We start from the raw sequence: 14,033 nt of genomic DNA, 5'->3' as shown, positions 1-14,033 counted from the left end.
TGGCTTGATCGCGACCGACTGAATGCCGGGAGGAAATGCATGGCGGCCGCCGACTACTACGAAATCCTCGATCCGCGTTTCGCGCGGTTGTTCAACTCCAACGCGCAAGTGGAGAAGCTGTTCACCGGATGCCGCTGGGCGGAAGGCCCGGCCTGGTTCGCCGCCGGCCGTTATCTCGTCTGGTCGGATATCCCGAACAATCGCATGCTGCGCTTTGACGAGACCGACGGCGGCGTCAGCGTGTTCCGCCAGCCGTCGGGAAATTCCAACGGCAACACGGTCGACCGGCAGGGCCGGCTGGTCACCTGCGAGCATTCGGGCCGCCGCGTCAGCCGCACCGAGCATGACGGCTCGATCATCACCATCGCCGACAAATGGCGCGGCAAGCGGCTGAATTCGCCCAACGACGCGGTGGTGAAGTCCGATGGCTCGATCTGGTTCACCGATCCGAGCTACGGCATCGACACCGACTATGAAGGCGACAAGGCCGAGAGCGAGATCGGCGCCTGCAACGTCTACCGGGTCGATCCGGACAGCGGCGAGATCGATGCCGTCATCACCGACATGGTGAGGCCCAACGGGCTTGCCTTCTCGCTCGACGAAAGCAAACTCTATGTCGCCGACACCGGGCGCACCCACGGCGCCAAGAACCCTGCGCATATCCGCGTCTTCAACGTCGGCAAGGGCGGCAAGAAGGTCTCCGGCGAAAAGGTCTTCGCGGACTGCACCGCCGGCCTGTTCGACGGCTTCCGGGTCGACGAGGACGGGCGCATCTGGACGAGCGCCGCCGACGGCGTCCATTGCTACGATCCGGACGGCACATTGATCGGCAAGGTCAAGGTGCCGGAGGTCGTCGCCAACTGCGTGTTCGGCGGCAACAAGCGGAACTGCCTTTACATCGCGGGCACGACATCGCTCTACATGGTGCGGCTGATGGTCAACGGCGCCAAAACGTATTAACGGCTCGCCGGAGGCGCTCCTCCATGCCGTGACCTTCGACGTCGGGTGCAGCGGTGCAGAATTCTGTAACCGTTGCAATGCCTTAGCGTAGCGGCATGGCTCCTAGGGTCTGCGCTGCGTCGCTTCGCTCCTTGCTTCGCCCGAGGATGACGACGTCATGTTCGACCGCGTATAGACGCCGCGAAGCCCTGCACCGCCGCGCGCATCGCCAGCCGGTTCTCGGCCGTCGTCAAGATCGCCTCCATCTCCGGCGGCTTCTTGCCGATCAGGACGATCTCCAGCGCCGTCTCCTCAAAGAGGACGAAAGACATGGTGCGCATGATCTCGCTGAGCGCGGCGCGGGCGTAGAGCGAGCGCGGCGAGGCGTGCACCAGCATGGCCGGCTTGGCGACGGCGGCGTCGCGCGACACCAGCCAGTCGAGCGCGTTCTTCAGACCGCCCGGCACGCCATGGGCATATTCCGGACAGGAGACGATGACGCCGTCGGCCGCCGTGACGGCCTCGATCAGCGCTGCCGCTTCCGGTGGCGTGCGCTCGCTCTCGTCGTCCGGGTTGAAGATCGGCAGCCGGCCAAGTCCGTCATAGAGGGTCACGCGGGAGCCGGCCGGCGCGTTTTGAGCCAGCGCCGCGAGCAGCGCCGAATTGGTCGAGGCGGCGCGCAGGCTGCCGGAAATGGCAAAGATGTTGAGCAAGCGGGAACTGTCCGGGCGAATCGGGCCCGAGGCTACCACATGGTCTGCCGGTAATCCTGGTCCAGCTCGCGGTCGATGTCGCCGGCCGCCTCCGCGAGCGCCAGCTGGTCGCGGATGATCTGGCCGAGCGTCGGCAGCGTCGCGCGGTCGTACCAGGTCTCCGGCTTCCACAGATCCGAGCGCATGAAAGCCTTGGCGCAATGCATGTAGGCGGCCTTGACCGACACCACGACGACGCTCTGCGGCTCCTTGCCGTCGACGGCCAGCCGCCCGCGCAGGCCGGCATCGACGGTGATGCGGGCGTCGCCGTTGACGCGCAGCGTCTCGTTCATGCCGGGAATGAGGAACAACAGCCCGACCGAGGGATTGCGGACGATGTTCTCCAGCGTGTCCAGCCGGTTGTTGCCGGGCCGGTCGGGGATGGCGATGGTGTTGTCGTCGAGGATGGCGGCGAAGCCGGGCTTGTCGCCTTTCGGCGTCACGTCGGCATTGCCGGCGCCGTCGGAGGAGCCGATCAGCACGAAGGGGCTCTTGCCGATGAAGGAGCGGCAGTGGCCGTCGAGCGCCTTCAGCTCCTTGCGGATGGGGCCGTCGGTCGGTCGGGGCGTCTTGTAGATCGTCCTCAGCTCGTCGCGCGTGGTGAGGAATTCCATGCCCGTCCCCCTCTCAGTTCTATTTGCCGGCGTTCTCTTCCTTGGCCTTTTCCTCCAGCGAATGGCGCATGATCAGCGGCATCTGGCTGAAGGTGAAGAGAAGCGTGATGGGCATGATGCCCCAGACCTTGAACGTAACCCAGGCATCGGTCGAGAAATTGCGCCAGACGACTTCGTTGACGATGGCCAGGAAGAGGAAGAACAGCCCCCAGCGGAAGGTAAGCTTCCTCCAGCCCTCGGTGTTGAGGCTGAAGGCGGAATCGAAGACGTAGCCAAGCAGCGACTTGCCGAAGAACAGGCCGCCGAGCAGCACGCCGCCGAACAGCGTGTTGACGATGGTCGGCTTCATCTTGATGAAAATGTCGTCCTGCAGATAGAGCGTCAGTGCGCCGAAGACGAAGACCACGACACCCGACACGAGCGGCATGATCGGCAAGGTGCGGGTCAGCAGCCAGGACGCCATCAGCGCGATGGCGGTGGCGCCCATGAACAGGCCCGTGGCGACGAAAATCGGTCCGCCGAGCTCGCCCAGGGCCGGAAATTTCTGCACCAGCCATTCGCCGCGCGCATTGGCGAAGAAGAACACCAGCAGCGGCCCGAGCTCGAGCAGCAGCTTGAGCGCCGGGTTGACGCCTTCCTTCTTCTGTTTCTGCGGGTCGGATGGGTCGCGTTCGAGGATGTTCATGGAAGTCCTTGTTGTCCCGAAAGTCGGCGCTTTTGGGATCGTTCAAGCCACGCCGGCGATCGCCCTGGCGAATTCGCTGGCTGAAAAAGGTTCGAGGTCGTCGACCTGTTCGCCGACGCCGATGAAATAGACCGGCAGCCTGTGCTTGGCCGCGATCGCCACCAGAATACCGCCGCGCGCCGTGCCGTCCAGCTTGGTCATCACCAGGCCGTTGACGCCGGCGACGTTGCGGAAGATCTCGACCTGGTTGAGCGCATTCTGGCCGGTGGTGGCGTCGACCGTCTGCAGCACGGTGTGCGGCGCTTCCGGGTCGAGCTTGCCGAGCACGCGCACGATCTTCTCCAGCTCCGCCATCAGCTCGGCCTTGTTCTGCAGCCGGCCGGCGGTGTCGATGATCAGCACGTCGGAGCCGGCCTCCTTGGCCTTCTCGAAGGCGTCATAGGCGAGGCCGGCGGCATCGGCGCCGAGCTTGGAGGCGATGACCGGCGATTTCGTCCGCTCACCCCAAATCTTGAGCTGCTCGATCGCGGCGGCGCGGAAGGTGTCGCCGGCGGCGAGCATTACCGACAGGCCGCCATCGGTCAGCTTGGCGGCCAGCTTGCCGATGGTCGTGGTCTTGCCGGTGCCGTTGACGCCGACCACCAGGATGACATGCGGCTTGTGGCTGAGGTCGAGCTCCAGCGGCAACGCGACGGGGGTCAGCACCTTCTCCACCTCGGCCGCCATGACCGAGCGCACCTCCGTGTCGGAGACATCCTTGCCGTAGCGGCTGGAGGCCAGCGCATCGGTGACGCGGAGCGCGGTTTCCAGGCCGAGATCGGCGCGGATCAGCACGTCCTCCAGGTCCTGCAGCGTGTCCTCGTCCAGCTTGCGCTTGGTGAAGACGCCGGCGATGTTGCCCGAGAGCTCGCGCGAGGAGCGGGCAAGCCCATCGCGCATGCGCTGGAACCAGGAACGCCGCGGCGCCGGCTCCGGCGCCTTTTGCACCTCGGCCTTCTGCTCGACCTTTTTCGCGACGGTTACCTTGCCGGCGGATGGCGTGGGCTTTGGCTGCGGCGCGGGGACGGCTTCTGGCTCGGGTGCAATCTCGGCAAGGATCCGCTCCGGTTCGACCAGCGCAGGCTGGCGAATAGGCGGAGAGATTTCCGCCGGCGGAGCAGGCTCCAGTGACGCCAAATCCTGTGGAGGTCGGCGCTGCCCCTCACCCTTACCCTCTGCCCGTGAAGGACGGGGAGAGGGGGGCGTCGGCGTTGGCACTTCTTCCTTCTCCCCGTCACTATGCGGGGAGAAGGTGCCGGCAGGCGGATGAGGGGCGGCGCCGACCTCTGAAGATGGCTCGATAGAAGGTGCCTCGGCCGGTGGAATCTCGATCGGCGACGGCGTATCGGCAGGGACTTCGCTGGGCAGGGTCGGCACCTCGATCGGCGACGGCTCAGGCTGCGGTTCCGGATGCGACGGGACAATTTCCGGCTCGGCCGGCGCGGGTGCAGGCACCTCTTGGGGCTGCGGCTCGGGCGCTGGTTCCGGTACCGTCGGCTGTGTTGGGATTTCTTCGGGTACCGGCGGCTCGGGCGTCTGCGGCTCGGGCTGAGGCTCCTCTACGGGCTCAGGCTCCGGCAGCGGTTCCGGCTCAGCCGGAACGGTTGGCTCCGGCAGCGGCGGAATGATCGGGGCCGGCTCGGGCTTCGGCTCTTCCGGCGCCGGTTGCGGCGTGGGTGCGGCCTCCACTGCGGGAGGCGGAGCCGGCATCGTGACTTCCGCCTCAGGCTGCGGCACGTCGCGCTTCAGCAATTCCGGAACAGCCTGCTCGGCCGCCGGCTTCAGCGCCTCGAGCGCGTCCCATTTGATCGGCGGCAGCGGGGCGGTCTCGTCGACGCGTTCCTCGACGACTTCCTTCTTGCCGAACGAAAATATCTTCTTGAAGAAACCGGCCATGCTTTGCGTTTTCTCAGGCGGCGCGGGCGGCCAGGGGCGCCGCGATCAAGCGGGCACTGTCATGGCCGGTGATGATGGCCTCGACGATCTCGCCCGGCGTCCCGGCGTCGATGGCGGCCAGCGTAAACCCCTCGGTGCGGCCGAGACCGTCGCGCTCGACCAGGATCGACTGGCGCGTGCCGGCAAGGGCGGCAAGATGGCGGCGATAGGCCGCCTCGCCGGCGGCGCGGAGCCTGGCGGCGCGCTGCTTGACCACCTCGCGCCGGACCTGCGGCATGCGCGCAGCGGGCGTGCCTTCGCGTGGGCTGAACGGGAAGACGTGGAGATGCGTCAACCCGCATTCCTCGACTATTCTTTCCGAATTCTCGAACATCGCCTCGGTCTCGGTCGGGAAGCCGGCGATGATGTCGGCGCCGAAGACAATGCCGGGGCGCAGCTTGCGCACGTCCTCGCAGAAGCGGATCGACTGGTCGCGCAGATGGCGGCGCTTCATGCGCTTCAGGATCATGTCGTCGCCCGACTGCAGCGACAGGTGCAGATGCGGCATCAACCGGGGCTCGGTGGCGATGGCGTCAAGCAAGTCCTCGTCGGCCTCGATGGAATCGATCGAGGACAGCCTGAGCCGCTTCACGTCGGGCACCTGGCGCAGGATCGTCTTCACCAGTTTCCCAAGTTTCGGGCTCCCCGGCAGGTCGGCGCCAAAGCTGGTCATGTCGACGCCGGTCAGCACGATCTCGGCATAGCCATTGTCGGCCAGCCGCTTGACCTGCTCGACCACGGCGCCCATCGGCACCGAGCGCGAATTGCCGCGGCCATAGGGGATGATGCAGAAGGTGCAGCGGTGGTCGCAGCCGTTCTGCACCTGGACGAAGGCGCGCGCCCGGCCTTCGATCGCATCGACCATGTGGCCGGCCGTCTCGCGCACCGAGAAGATGTCGTTGACGCGCGCCTTCTCGGTGTCGTTGACGCCGAAATCGGGCAGCGCGCGATAGGAGTTCGCCTTCAGCTTCTCCTCATTGCCGAGCACGAGGTCGACCTCGTCCATGGCGGCGAAGTTCTGCGGCTCGGTCTGCGCCGCGCAGCCGGTGACGATGATGCGGGCGTGCGGGTTCTCGCGGCGGGCCTTGCGGATCGACTGCTTGGCCTGGCGCACCGCTTCCGCGGTGACGGCGCAGGTGTTGAAGATGACGGCGCCGCCCTTCAGCGCGCCGAGGCCGGCGCTTTCCGCCTCCTTGCGCATCACCTCGGATTCATAGGTGTTCAAGCGACAGCCGAAGGTGACGACGTCTATTGCCATCAGGCCGCGCTTTCGGTGTCGCGGGCCCAGGTGCCGGTCGAGGGGTCGAAGCTGCCGGAGAATTCCCATTCGGCGGCACCCGTCAGGATGACGTGGTCGTCGTCGCGCCATTCGACATGCAGCGAGCCGCCGCCGGGCGTCATCAGCGACACGCTGCGGCCGGTGCGCTTGGTGCGGGCGGCCGCCACCACGGCGGCGCAGGCGGCCGAGCCGCAGGCCTTGGTCAGGCCGGCGCCGCGTTCCCAGGTGCGGATGACCATGGTTTCGGGCGAGGTGACCTGCGCGAGGGTGATGTTGGCGCGCTCGGGGAAGATCGGATGGTTTTCCAAAAGCGGGCCGAAGCGGTCGAGCTCATAGGACCAGACGTCGCGGTCGACCCAGAAGATGGCGTGCGGGTTGCCCATCGAGACTGCCGAGGGCGAATGCAGCACCGGCGCGTCGATCGGGCCGATCTGCAGCTCGATCATGCGGGTGTCGCGGAACTCCTCGGCAAGCGGGATCTCCTGCCAGCCGAAGCGCGGCGCGCCCATGTCGACCGAGATCGTGCCGTCGGCATGTTCCACGGCGTTGAGGATGCCGGCGCGGGTCTCGAAGGTGAAAGCCTTCTGGCCGGTCTCGGCGGCCAGCGCCTGCACCACGCAGCGTGTGCCGTTGCCGCAGGCCTGCGCGCCGGAACCGTCGGAATTGAGGATGTCGATATAGTAGGCGGTGCCGGGCGTCCTGGCGTCATGGATCGCCATGATCTGGTCGAACTTGGTCGCGGCGTCGCCATTGAGCGCGATCGCCGCCGCCGGCGTCACCCGGTCGGCACGGCCGCGCATATCGGCAACGATGATCTCGTTGCCGATGCCGTTCATCTTGGCGAAGGGGGCGGTGCCTGCCATCTAGCCGGTCATTCCATGTCCGTTTGGCGCTATATGGCGGAAACGGGCGGGAATTACCAGTGCGGCGCGGTTGAAGCGGCGGCGAAGACGTCGCGCCTTGGCGACGACGAAGAGGTCGCGCCTTGCCGACGACGAAGACGTCGCGGCTAGGTTACGGCAAAGATGCCGAACCTAAGTAACCGCGAAGACGCCGAGCACGATCAGCAGGAAGATGACGAGGACGATGCCGATCAGGACGCGCGCGCCGGTGGCGGCCGCGCCCGCCAATGCCGGCATGCCGAGCAGGCTCGCCGCGGCGGCGACAATAAGAAGGATGATGATCCACTTGATCATGGGAAGGCTCCCAGCCGAATTGCGTTGTGGGATCAACGCCTCTTGTCGGCTTGGGTTCCTGTGGTCGGCTCAGGTTCCTGGGGCCAGGCGGCCGGCACATCCCACGCCTCGCCCGGCTGCAAGGCGCGGAAACGCTCGCGCGGCAGGCGCTCGGCGTCGAGCGCCTCGGCCAGTTTGCGGGCAGGCTCGTCGATCGGCTCATTGGTGAGCTGGAAGGTGCCCCAGTGGCAGCCGGCGGCGTGCGCTGCGTTGCAGAGCTTCATGCCTTGCACCGCTTCCTCCGGATTCTGGTGCTGCGGCTCCATGAACCAGCGCGGCTCATAGGCGCCGATCGGCAGGATGGCGAGGCGGAAGCCGCCATGCTTTTCGGCCATCAGCCGGTAGTTGGCGCCGCCATGGAAGCCGGTATCGCCGGCAAAATAGATTTTGCCGCTTGGCGTCTCGACCACGAACCCCGCCCACAGGGCCATGCGCCGGTCGCGCGTGCCGCGGGCCGACCAGTGGTGCACCGGCTCGACATGGACGGCGGCATCTTTGCCGAGGTCGATCCTGTCGCCCCAGTCATGCGCGCTGAGCCGCATGCCGGGCACGGCGGCGTCGATGATGGCGTCGTTGCCGAGCGGCGTGATCACCAGCGGGTCGTGCGTTTCCTTCAGCCGCTTCAGCGTGGCGAGATCGAGATGGTCGTAATGGTTATGGCTGACCAGAACGAGGTCGATCGGCGGCAACTGGGAAAAGGCGATGCCCGGCGCGTTGACCCGTTTCGGCCCGGCGAAGGACAGCGGCGAGACGCGCTCCGACCAGACCGGATCGGTGAGGATGTTCAGCCCCGCCGTCTGGATGAGCAGCGAGGAATGGCCGACCATGGTGAGCCGCAGCGCGCCGCTGTCGACGCGCTCGTCCGGCCTCGCCTGATGGAACGGGCTCGGATTGGCCGCCGGCCATTTCGCGCGCTCGCCGCCCAACTGCCATTTCAGGAGATCAGCGAAGCGGCCGGGCGGCTTGCCGTCGGGGTTGAAGAACAGGGTGCCGTCGAAATGGTCGCTTGGCGGGCCGCTGTAATAGCGGTTGGCGGCTCTCTTTCTTGCGGCCAAGGTTGCGGCTCCGGCATGTTTCTTCCTCTTGCAAGATAGGATCGATGCCATCTGGCGCAAGCATTTGGGGATGGGGGCATGCCCTGGCCAAAGGCCGCGCGCTGGCGCCGGCGATGATTTCCGGTATACGATCGCTCGGCGGAATGGAGGGGGCCACCATGCGTCGGCAAGCAGTTCTTGCAGTCGTGGCGACGATCATGGGGATCGCGCCGATAGCGCCGGCTGCCGCGCAGACGCAGCCCGGCGCTTGTGCTCACACGCCAGCCATCCTGGACGCGGGCGATTTCCTGCTCGCCGAACCGGCAACGTTCCCGAATTTCTGGCGCGATCGTTTTGGCGATGACGCGGCCTATCTGAAGATACGCTATGGCGGCCTTGCCTACGCCGAGGGCTCGGCGCTTCTGGCGGCTTTGGAAAAACGCAGTCACCCGCCGCTGCGCATTGTCGAACTCAGGCTTGCCTATGCAACAACGCCGGATCGGGCGGCGATGATTGCCGGCATGCAACCGCTGCCCAAGGCACAGTCGATTGTACCACAGCTTGGCCAATCCGCCTGGCGCGCGCTGGTCACCGAAGATGGCGGCGACTGGCTGCTGGGTGAACTGGCGCGCTGGCAGGCATCCGATGCCAACAACGCATCGGTCGGCGCGGCGGGGATTGCGCAGGCACTGGCCGACCTTGATGACGAGGCGAAGTCGCGTCTTGCCAAGAGAGCGGAGGATGCAGGAATTTGGCGGCTGGCCCTCGATGTGCGGGCGTTCGAGGACAATCTTACTGACTTCGTTTCCGCCCTCGATCGCCTTCCGGCCACGGTGCTTCCCAAAAAGGACGACCGCGCGCAGTTCATACGCAATGCGCTCCACGCGGCCGATCTTCGTCCTTCCTTCGATATTTCCAAACAGCCGGCGGAAGTCCAGGCGATCGACCGCAAGAATGATTTGGGCGCCGTTCTGCGGAAGGTCGGGCGGCTTATTGCCTATGCTCCGCAAACGGCGATGCTGCTGCAGGTGATAAATTACAGCGGCGACCTGCGCGTCGGCACAACGGTGGCTGAAGGCCTCAATGCGCGGATCGCGGCAAAACAGCTCGACCCGATCAACAATCCCGATGCCGTCACGGCGGCCATGCTCGATGGGCTCGACTATGTTCTCGGTCGCAAAGACCGGGAGAGTATCCTGGCTGGCTTTGGCATCTCCGATGTGCAGGGCGAAATGGCCGAGTCTTTCGTCGAAAGGGCATTGGCGCGGTTTACTTTGGCGCCTTTCATGCAAGGCGATGAGACCGAAGCGCCCCCTCGCCCGAAACAGCTGGCGGCGGCCTTCCCCTGGGAACAATGGGTCGGATTGGCCGGCCGGCTGAAGGCCGGCGAAACCATTTCACCCGACGATCGCATCGTCGCCGCAGATCTGATGATCGCGGCCGATCGCCCCGCAGACGCGGTGGGGTTTCTGAAGACAGCCGGCGACTGGAAGACGGCAGTGCGGAGAGCTCATCAGCTGGCGCTCGACCTGGACCGCCGCTGCGCCGACTTGCTGCTGCCCCCGGTGGCGCTCGCGCAACCGCTCTACCGGTTCGAGCCGCGCTGAGACCGTTCCAGCGACATCCCTGTAATTTCCGAGGGCAGCACGATGGCAATGAAGCGGACCAAGACACTGTGGATGAAGGCCGAGGATTTCGGCCGCTCGCTGCCGCGCGGGCTGGGCGTCAATCTTCTGGTCACCGACATGGCGGCGGCCTTCTGCCGGGACGTGCTTGGCGCCCGCATCATCTATGCCGACGAGGATTTCGCCGCGATCGAGCTCTTGGGCTCGATATTCATGCTGCATGCCGACCATTCCTATCTCGACAATGAGATGAGCGGCGTCATCACGGGCGCCGAGACGCGCGGGACGGGCATCGAGCTGCGCCTCTACGGCGCCGATCCGGATGCGATTGAGGCGCGGGCGCGCGATCTCGGCCACATCGTGCTCGCCGGAACGATCGACAAGCCGCATGGCCTGCGCGAATGCTATGTCGTCGGTCCGGACGGCTATGTCTTCGTGCCGAGCGCGGCGCTTTCCGCATAGGACGCGCCGGGTTTTGCCGAGCACGACGGGCTGCTTCGGGGCGCGCCACAATTAGGCCTTCGAGGGTCACACGCCTGTTGCGGTAAAATTGCAACAATTGCTCCGAAAACCCTATTTTAACCATATCGGGTTGAAATTCTGCCACCTTCTCCATCTTGGTGGAGGGAGAGATTGCGCGGACGGCGTCCCCCCAGCCGGATCCGACGGAGGTAGGAATGACTTTTTCGAAGACCGGTCTGGTGGCCGTATCGCTAGCCGCGCTGATTGCAAGCGGCTGCTCGACATCGCGATTCTCGTCGATGGATGACCAGCAGCCGGCGCCGCTGACTCCCGCGCCCGCCGGCACGGTGACCGGAAACCAGCTGCCGCCGCCGGCAGCTCCCGGCACCGCCGACGGCTCGCAGTTCCCAACCGCGCCGGCGAACAGCCAGGTCGCCTCGCTGCCGCCGGATGGAAGCGCGCCCGCAGGGGCGCCGGACCTGACCGCGGCCAGTGTCGCCGGTGTCTGGAACGCCAGCGTTTCCGGCCAGAGCTGCAAGGTGGCGACGCCGCAGACCAAGTTCGGCGCCGGCTACCGTGCCGGCCCGTTGCATTGCCCGGCGCCGATCGACGGCATCAAGTCCTGGAATGTCGCCGGCAAGCAGCTGACCCTCTATGACGAGAATGGCGGCACGCTGGCCAAGCTCTATTCCTCGGGCGGCGAGAAATTCGACGGCCAGACCTCCACCGGCCTGCCGATCTCGCTTACAAGGTAGGGCGAAACCGCCGCCCTTGAGGCGGTTCAGCGTTCGAAAGAGTCGCCTAACCGCTCCAATTGCGCGCGGAAAGCCGCTACTTTTCCTGGATGTGCTCAACAACGACGTGACCGATGCACCTGCGTGACGGCCTCCAGACCCATGCGACCGTCAGGCAGCGCTACGACCATCTGGTCGAGACGGGCGCCATCGCGCGCGACCCGGCGCAGGAGCGCATCGCCGCCGCGCTCGATCGGCTGACCGACGAGATCTCTGCAAAAAGACTGGCTCAGAAATCGAGCGCGCTGGGCTGGCTGTTCGCCCGCAAGCAGCCGCCGGCGGCGGTCAGGGGCCTTTACATCCATGGCGGCGTCGGCCGCGGCAAGACCATGCTGATGGACATGTTCTTCGAGCTGTTGCCGGTCAGGCGCAAGCGCCGCGTCCATTTCAACGACTTCATGGCCGAAGTGCAGGACCGCATCCAGAAGCACCGGCAGGCGCGCAAGAACGGCGACGTCAAGGAGGATGACCCGATCCCGCCGGTGGCGCGCGCGCTGGCCGAGCAGGCCTGGGTGCTGTGCTTCGACGAGTTCTCCGTCACCGACATCGCTGATGCGATGATCCTGTCCAGGCTGTTCTCTGCGCTATTTGCCAACGGCGTCGTGCTGGTCGCCACCTCCAATGTCGCGCCCGAGAACCTCTATCGCGACGGGCTGAACCGGCAGCTCTTCCTGCCTTTCATCGGCCTGCTCGAGCACAATGCCGAGGTGATGACGCTGGACAGCGACAAGGACTATCGCCTCGAGAAGCTCAGCCGCATGGCGGTCTACGTCTCGCCGGCGGATGCGACCGCCGACGCCGCCCTCGACGAGGCCTGGCAAGCAATGACGCACGGCAAGCCGACGGCCGAGACGGCGCTGACGGTGAAGGGCCGGCAGGTCTTGGTGCCGCGCGCGGCCGGCGACGCTGCGCGCTTTTCCTTCGCCGACCTTTGCGAAAAGCCGCTCGGCGCGCGCGATTTCCTGGCCATTGCCGGCCGCTTCTCGACCATTTTCATCGACCATGTGCCGGTGCTCGGCGAAGGCAGGCGCAACGAGGCCAAGCGCTTCATCCTGTTGATCGACACGCTCTACGATCATCATATCAGGCTGGTGGTGAGCGCCGATGCTCCGCCGACCGGGCTCTATACGGCCAAGCGCGGCAACGAGGTGTTCGAGTTCGAGCGTACCGCCTCGCGCCTTATCGAGATGCAGGGCCACGAATGGCTGGAGGACTGGGCGGGGAGGCGGAGGGTGGAGACGGTGGCGCCGGAGGCACAGCAGGCGCGCGCGTAGGCTGACGAAGCGCAACGGCTGCGACTTCGGCCAATCTCCGAAGCGCGCATCACCTTAATTGCGAGCGCCTTCGTTAACCCATGCGGCTGTCCGCTCGCCCACGGGCCTCGCCATCACAAGGGCGTCATCGCCGGCTGCCAGCCTTCAGATTTCCACCTTCATTGTATAAATTCTCCCAAGTCGGCTCAATAATTTTGACGTTTACGTAAAACCCAAATTATCTAACCGATTGAAAATGCTCGCTCCAAAATAATCGTTTGAATTTTCCATCCACCGGAGCTATTGGGTGCGGCGAAATCTCACGGGTTCCCCGCAGCATTCGGCCTCCTTCCTCGACGCCGTCAGCAAGTCGCAAAAGATTTGGCGCCGTCACAGACAAAGGGAAAAAATCCTCACATGGCACGCAACAAGATAGCGCTTATCGGCTCGGGCATGATCGGCGGCACGCTCGCCCATATGATCGGCCTCAAGGACCTCGGCGACGTGGTTCTGTTCGATATCGCCGAGGGCATTCCGCAGGGCAAGGGGCTGGATATCGCGCAGTCGTCGCCGGTCGACGGCTTCGACGCCAGGCTGACCGGCGTCAACGACTATGCCGGCATCGAGGGCGCCGATGTCTGCATCGTCACCGCCGGCGTGCCGCGCAAGCCGGGCATGAGCCGCGACGACCTGCTCGGCATCAACCTCAAGGTCATGGAGCAGGTCGGCGCCGGACTGAAGAAGTATGCGCCGAAGGCCTTTGTCATCTGCATCACCAACCCGCTCGACGCGATGGTATGGGCGCTGCAGAAGTTCTCCGGCCTGCCCAAGACCCATGTCGTCGGCATGGCCGGCGTGCTCGACAGCGCGCGCTTCCGCTATTTCCTGGCCGAAGAGTTCAAGGTCTCGGTCGAGGACGTCACCGCCTTCGTGCTCGGCGGCCATGGAGATAGCATGGTGCCGATGATCCGCTATTCGACGGTCTCCGGCATTCCGCTGCCCGACCTCGTCAAGATGGGCTGGACCTCGAAGGAAAAGCTCGACCAGATCGTGCAGCGCACCCGCGATGGCGGCGCCGAGATCGTCGGGCTGCTCAAGACCGGCTCGGCCTACTACGCGCCGGCGGCTTCGGCGATCGCGATGGCCGAATCCTTCCTCAAGGACAAGAAGCGCGTGCTGCCCTGCGCTGCCCACCTGTCGGGCCAGTACGGGGTGAAGAACACCTATGTCGGCGTTCCCGTTGTGATCGGCGCCGGCGGTGTCGAGCGCGTCATCGAGATCGACCTCAGCAAGAGCGAGCAGAAGATGTTCGACAGTTCTGTGGCGACGGTGCAGGGCCTGACCGAGGCCTGCGTCAAGATCGCGCCGCACCTCGCCTCCAAGTGAT

The 14,033-nt window shown here is 65.5% G+C and carries 14 protein-coding genes; 6 read left to right on the top strand and 8 right to left on the bottom strand.

The annotated features are described in order from the left end of the window. The first annotated feature begins 39 nt into the window (after positions 1 to 39). Positions 40 to 960, top strand: coding sequence for an SMP-30/gluconolactonase/LRE family protein (locus tag PU724_RS18240; RefSeq protein ID WP_320321050.1), 921 nt, complete (start codon positions 40 to 42; stop codon positions 958 to 960). Between the two features lie 155 nt (positions 961 to 1,115). On the opposite strand, the gene PU724_RS18235 is transcribed toward PU724_RS18240, so the two are convergent. The 8 genes from PU724_RS18235 to PU724_RS18200 form a co-directional block, all read right to left on the bottom strand. Then, entirely contained in the window at positions 1,116 to 1,652 is a 537-nt protein-coding gene (locus tag PU724_RS18235) for an NADPH-dependent FMN reductase (protein ID WP_354423281.1), read from the bottom strand. Between the two features lie 32 nt (positions 1,653 to 1,684). Further along, positions 1,685 to 2,305: a pyridoxamine 5'-phosphate oxidase family protein gene (locus tag PU724_RS18230; protein WP_127285873.1), complete on the bottom strand. Its 621-nt coding sequence runs from the start codon at positions 2,303 to 2,305 to the stop codon at positions 1,685 to 1,687. Between the two features lie 19 nt (positions 2,306 to 2,324). Beyond that, the gene (locus PU724_RS18225) at positions 2,325 to 2,990 is read right to left on the bottom strand and encodes a septation protein A (RefSeq protein WP_354423279.1); all 666 of its coding nucleotides are present in this window, start codon (positions 2,988 to 2,990) and stop codon (positions 2,325 to 2,327) included. 42 nt (positions 2,991 to 3,032) lie between these two features. Next, complete coding sequence (gene ftsY / locus PU724_RS18220; RefSeq protein ID WP_354423277.1) at positions 3,033 to 4,925, bottom strand: signal recognition particle-docking protein FtsY; 1,893 nt, start codon at positions 4,923 to 4,925, stop codon at positions 3,033 to 3,035. Between the two features lie 13 nt (positions 4,926 to 4,938). Next, positions 4,939 to 6,222, bottom strand: coding sequence for a tRNA (N(6)-L-threonylcarbamoyladenosine(37)-C(2))-methylthiotransferase MtaB (gene mtaB / locus PU724_RS18215; RefSeq protein ID WP_354423275.1), 1,284 nt, complete (start codon positions 6,220 to 6,222; stop codon positions 4,939 to 4,941). Continuing rightward, on the bottom strand, positions 6,222 to 7,106 hold the full coding sequence (dapF, locus tag PU724_RS18210; RefSeq protein WP_354423273.1) for a diaminopimelate epimerase: 885 nt from the start codon (positions 7,104 to 7,106) through the stop codon (positions 6,222 to 6,224). The genes mtaB and dapF overlap by 1 nt, the downstream gene beginning before the upstream one ends. 171 nt (positions 7,107 to 7,277) lie before the next feature. Next, complete coding sequence (locus tag PU724_RS18205) at positions 7,278 to 7,439, bottom strand: DUF1328 family protein (protein WP_023683859.1); 162 nt, start codon at positions 7,437 to 7,439, stop codon at positions 7,278 to 7,280. A 32-nt stretch (positions 7,440 to 7,471) separates the two neighbouring features. Beyond that, positions 7,472 to 8,533 carry an MBL fold metallo-hydrolase gene (locus PU724_RS18200; protein WP_354423270.1) on the bottom strand — a complete coding sequence of 354 codons (1,062 nt, stop codon included), beginning with the start codon at positions 8,531 to 8,533 and terminating at the stop codon, positions 7,472 to 7,474. A gap of 158 nt (positions 8,534 to 8,691) precedes the next feature. Here PU724_RS18200 and PU724_RS18195 point away from each other — a divergent pair, with 158 nt between their 5' ends. The 5 genes from PU724_RS18195 (at position 8,692) to mdh (ending at position 14,032) form a co-directional block, all read left to right on the top strand. Beyond that, on the top strand, positions 8,692 to 10,119 hold the full coding sequence (locus PU724_RS18195) for a hypothetical protein (RefSeq protein ID WP_426213443.1): 1,428 nt from the start codon (positions 8,692 to 8,694) through the stop codon (positions 10,117 to 10,119). Between the two features lie 42 nt (positions 10,120 to 10,161). Continuing rightward, the gene (locus PU724_RS18190; RefSeq protein ID WP_354423266.1) at positions 10,162 to 10,599 is read left to right on the top strand and encodes a VOC family protein; all 438 of its coding nucleotides are present in this window, start codon (positions 10,162 to 10,164) and stop codon (positions 10,597 to 10,599) included. A gap of 215 nt (positions 10,600 to 10,814) precedes the next feature. Further along, a complete protein-coding gene (locus tag PU724_RS18185; protein WP_127282099.1) occupies positions 10,815 to 11,354 on the top strand; it encodes an AprI/Inh family metalloprotease inhibitor in 540 nt (179 codons plus the stop codon). A 113-nt stretch (positions 11,355 to 11,467) separates the two neighbouring features. Further along, positions 11,468 to 12,667 carry a cell division protein ZapE gene (zapE, locus tag PU724_RS18180; RefSeq protein WP_354423264.1) on the top strand — a complete coding sequence of 400 codons (1,200 nt, stop codon included), beginning with the start codon at positions 11,468 to 11,470 and terminating at the stop codon, positions 12,665 to 12,667. A 396-nt stretch (positions 12,668 to 13,063) separates the two neighbouring features. Then, a complete protein-coding gene (gene mdh, locus PU724_RS18175; RefSeq protein WP_354423262.1) occupies positions 13,064 to 14,032 on the top strand; it encodes a malate dehydrogenase in 969 nt (322 codons plus the stop codon). The last annotated feature ends 1 nt before the right edge of the window (position 14,033 follow it).

It is taken from the genome of Mesorhizobium abyssinicae, assembly GCF_049887195.1.
Taxonomy (GTDB): Bacteria; Pseudomonadota; Alphaproteobacteria; order Rhizobiales; family Rhizobiaceae; genus Mesorhizobium; species Mesorhizobium abyssinicae.
The sequence above is the reverse complement of the archived record's forward strand: the minus strand, read 5'-3'. Positions and strand labels throughout refer to the sequence as shown.

What these genes read in the sequence shown, in the direction of transcription:
- PU724_RS18225 (WP_354423279.1), bottom strand. Translation starts at nt 2,990, where the DNA reads ATGAACATCCTCGAACGCGACCCATCCGACCCGCAGAAACAGAAGAAG.
- PU724_RS18205 (WP_023683859.1), bottom strand. Translation starts at nt 7,439, where the DNA reads ATGATCAAGTGGATCATCATCCTTCTTATTGTCGCCGCCGCGGCGAGC.
- dapF (WP_354423273.1), bottom strand. Translation starts at nt 7,106, where the DNA reads ATGGCAGGCACCGCCCCCTTCGCCAAGATGAACGGCATCGGCAACGAG.
- zapE (WP_354423264.1), top strand. Translation starts at nt 11,468, where the DNA reads ATGCACCTGCGTGACGGCCTCCAGACCCATGCGACCGTCAGGCAGCGC.
- ftsY (WP_354423277.1), bottom strand. Translation starts at nt 4,925, where the DNA reads ATGGCCGGTTTCTTCAAGAAGATATTTTCGTTCGGCAAGAAGGAAGTC.
- mtaB (WP_354423275.1), bottom strand. Translation starts at nt 6,222, where the DNA reads ATGGCAATAGACGTCGTCACCTTCGGCTGTCGCTTGAACACCTATGAA.
- PU724_RS18240 (WP_320321050.1), top strand. Translation starts at nt 40, where the DNA reads ATGGCGGCCGCCGACTACTACGAAATCCTCGATCCGCGTTTCGCGCGG.
- PU724_RS18195 (WP_426213443.1), top strand. Translation starts at nt 8,692, where the DNA reads ATGCGTCGGCAAGCAGTTCTTGCAGTCGTGGCGACGATCATGGGGATC.
- PU724_RS18230 (WP_127285873.1), bottom strand. Translation starts at nt 2,305, where the DNA reads ATGGAATTCCTCACCACGCGCGACGAGCTGAGGACGATCTACAAGACG.
- PU724_RS18190 (WP_354423266.1), top strand. Translation starts at nt 10,162, where the DNA reads ATGGCAATGAAGCGGACCAAGACACTGTGGATGAAGGCCGAGGATTTC.
- PU724_RS18185 (WP_127282099.1), top strand. Translation starts at nt 10,815, where the DNA reads ATGACTTTTTCGAAGACCGGTCTGGTGGCCGTATCGCTAGCCGCGCTG.
- mdh (WP_354423262.1), top strand. Translation starts at nt 13,064, where the DNA reads ATGGCACGCAACAAGATAGCGCTTATCGGCTCGGGCATGATCGGCGGC.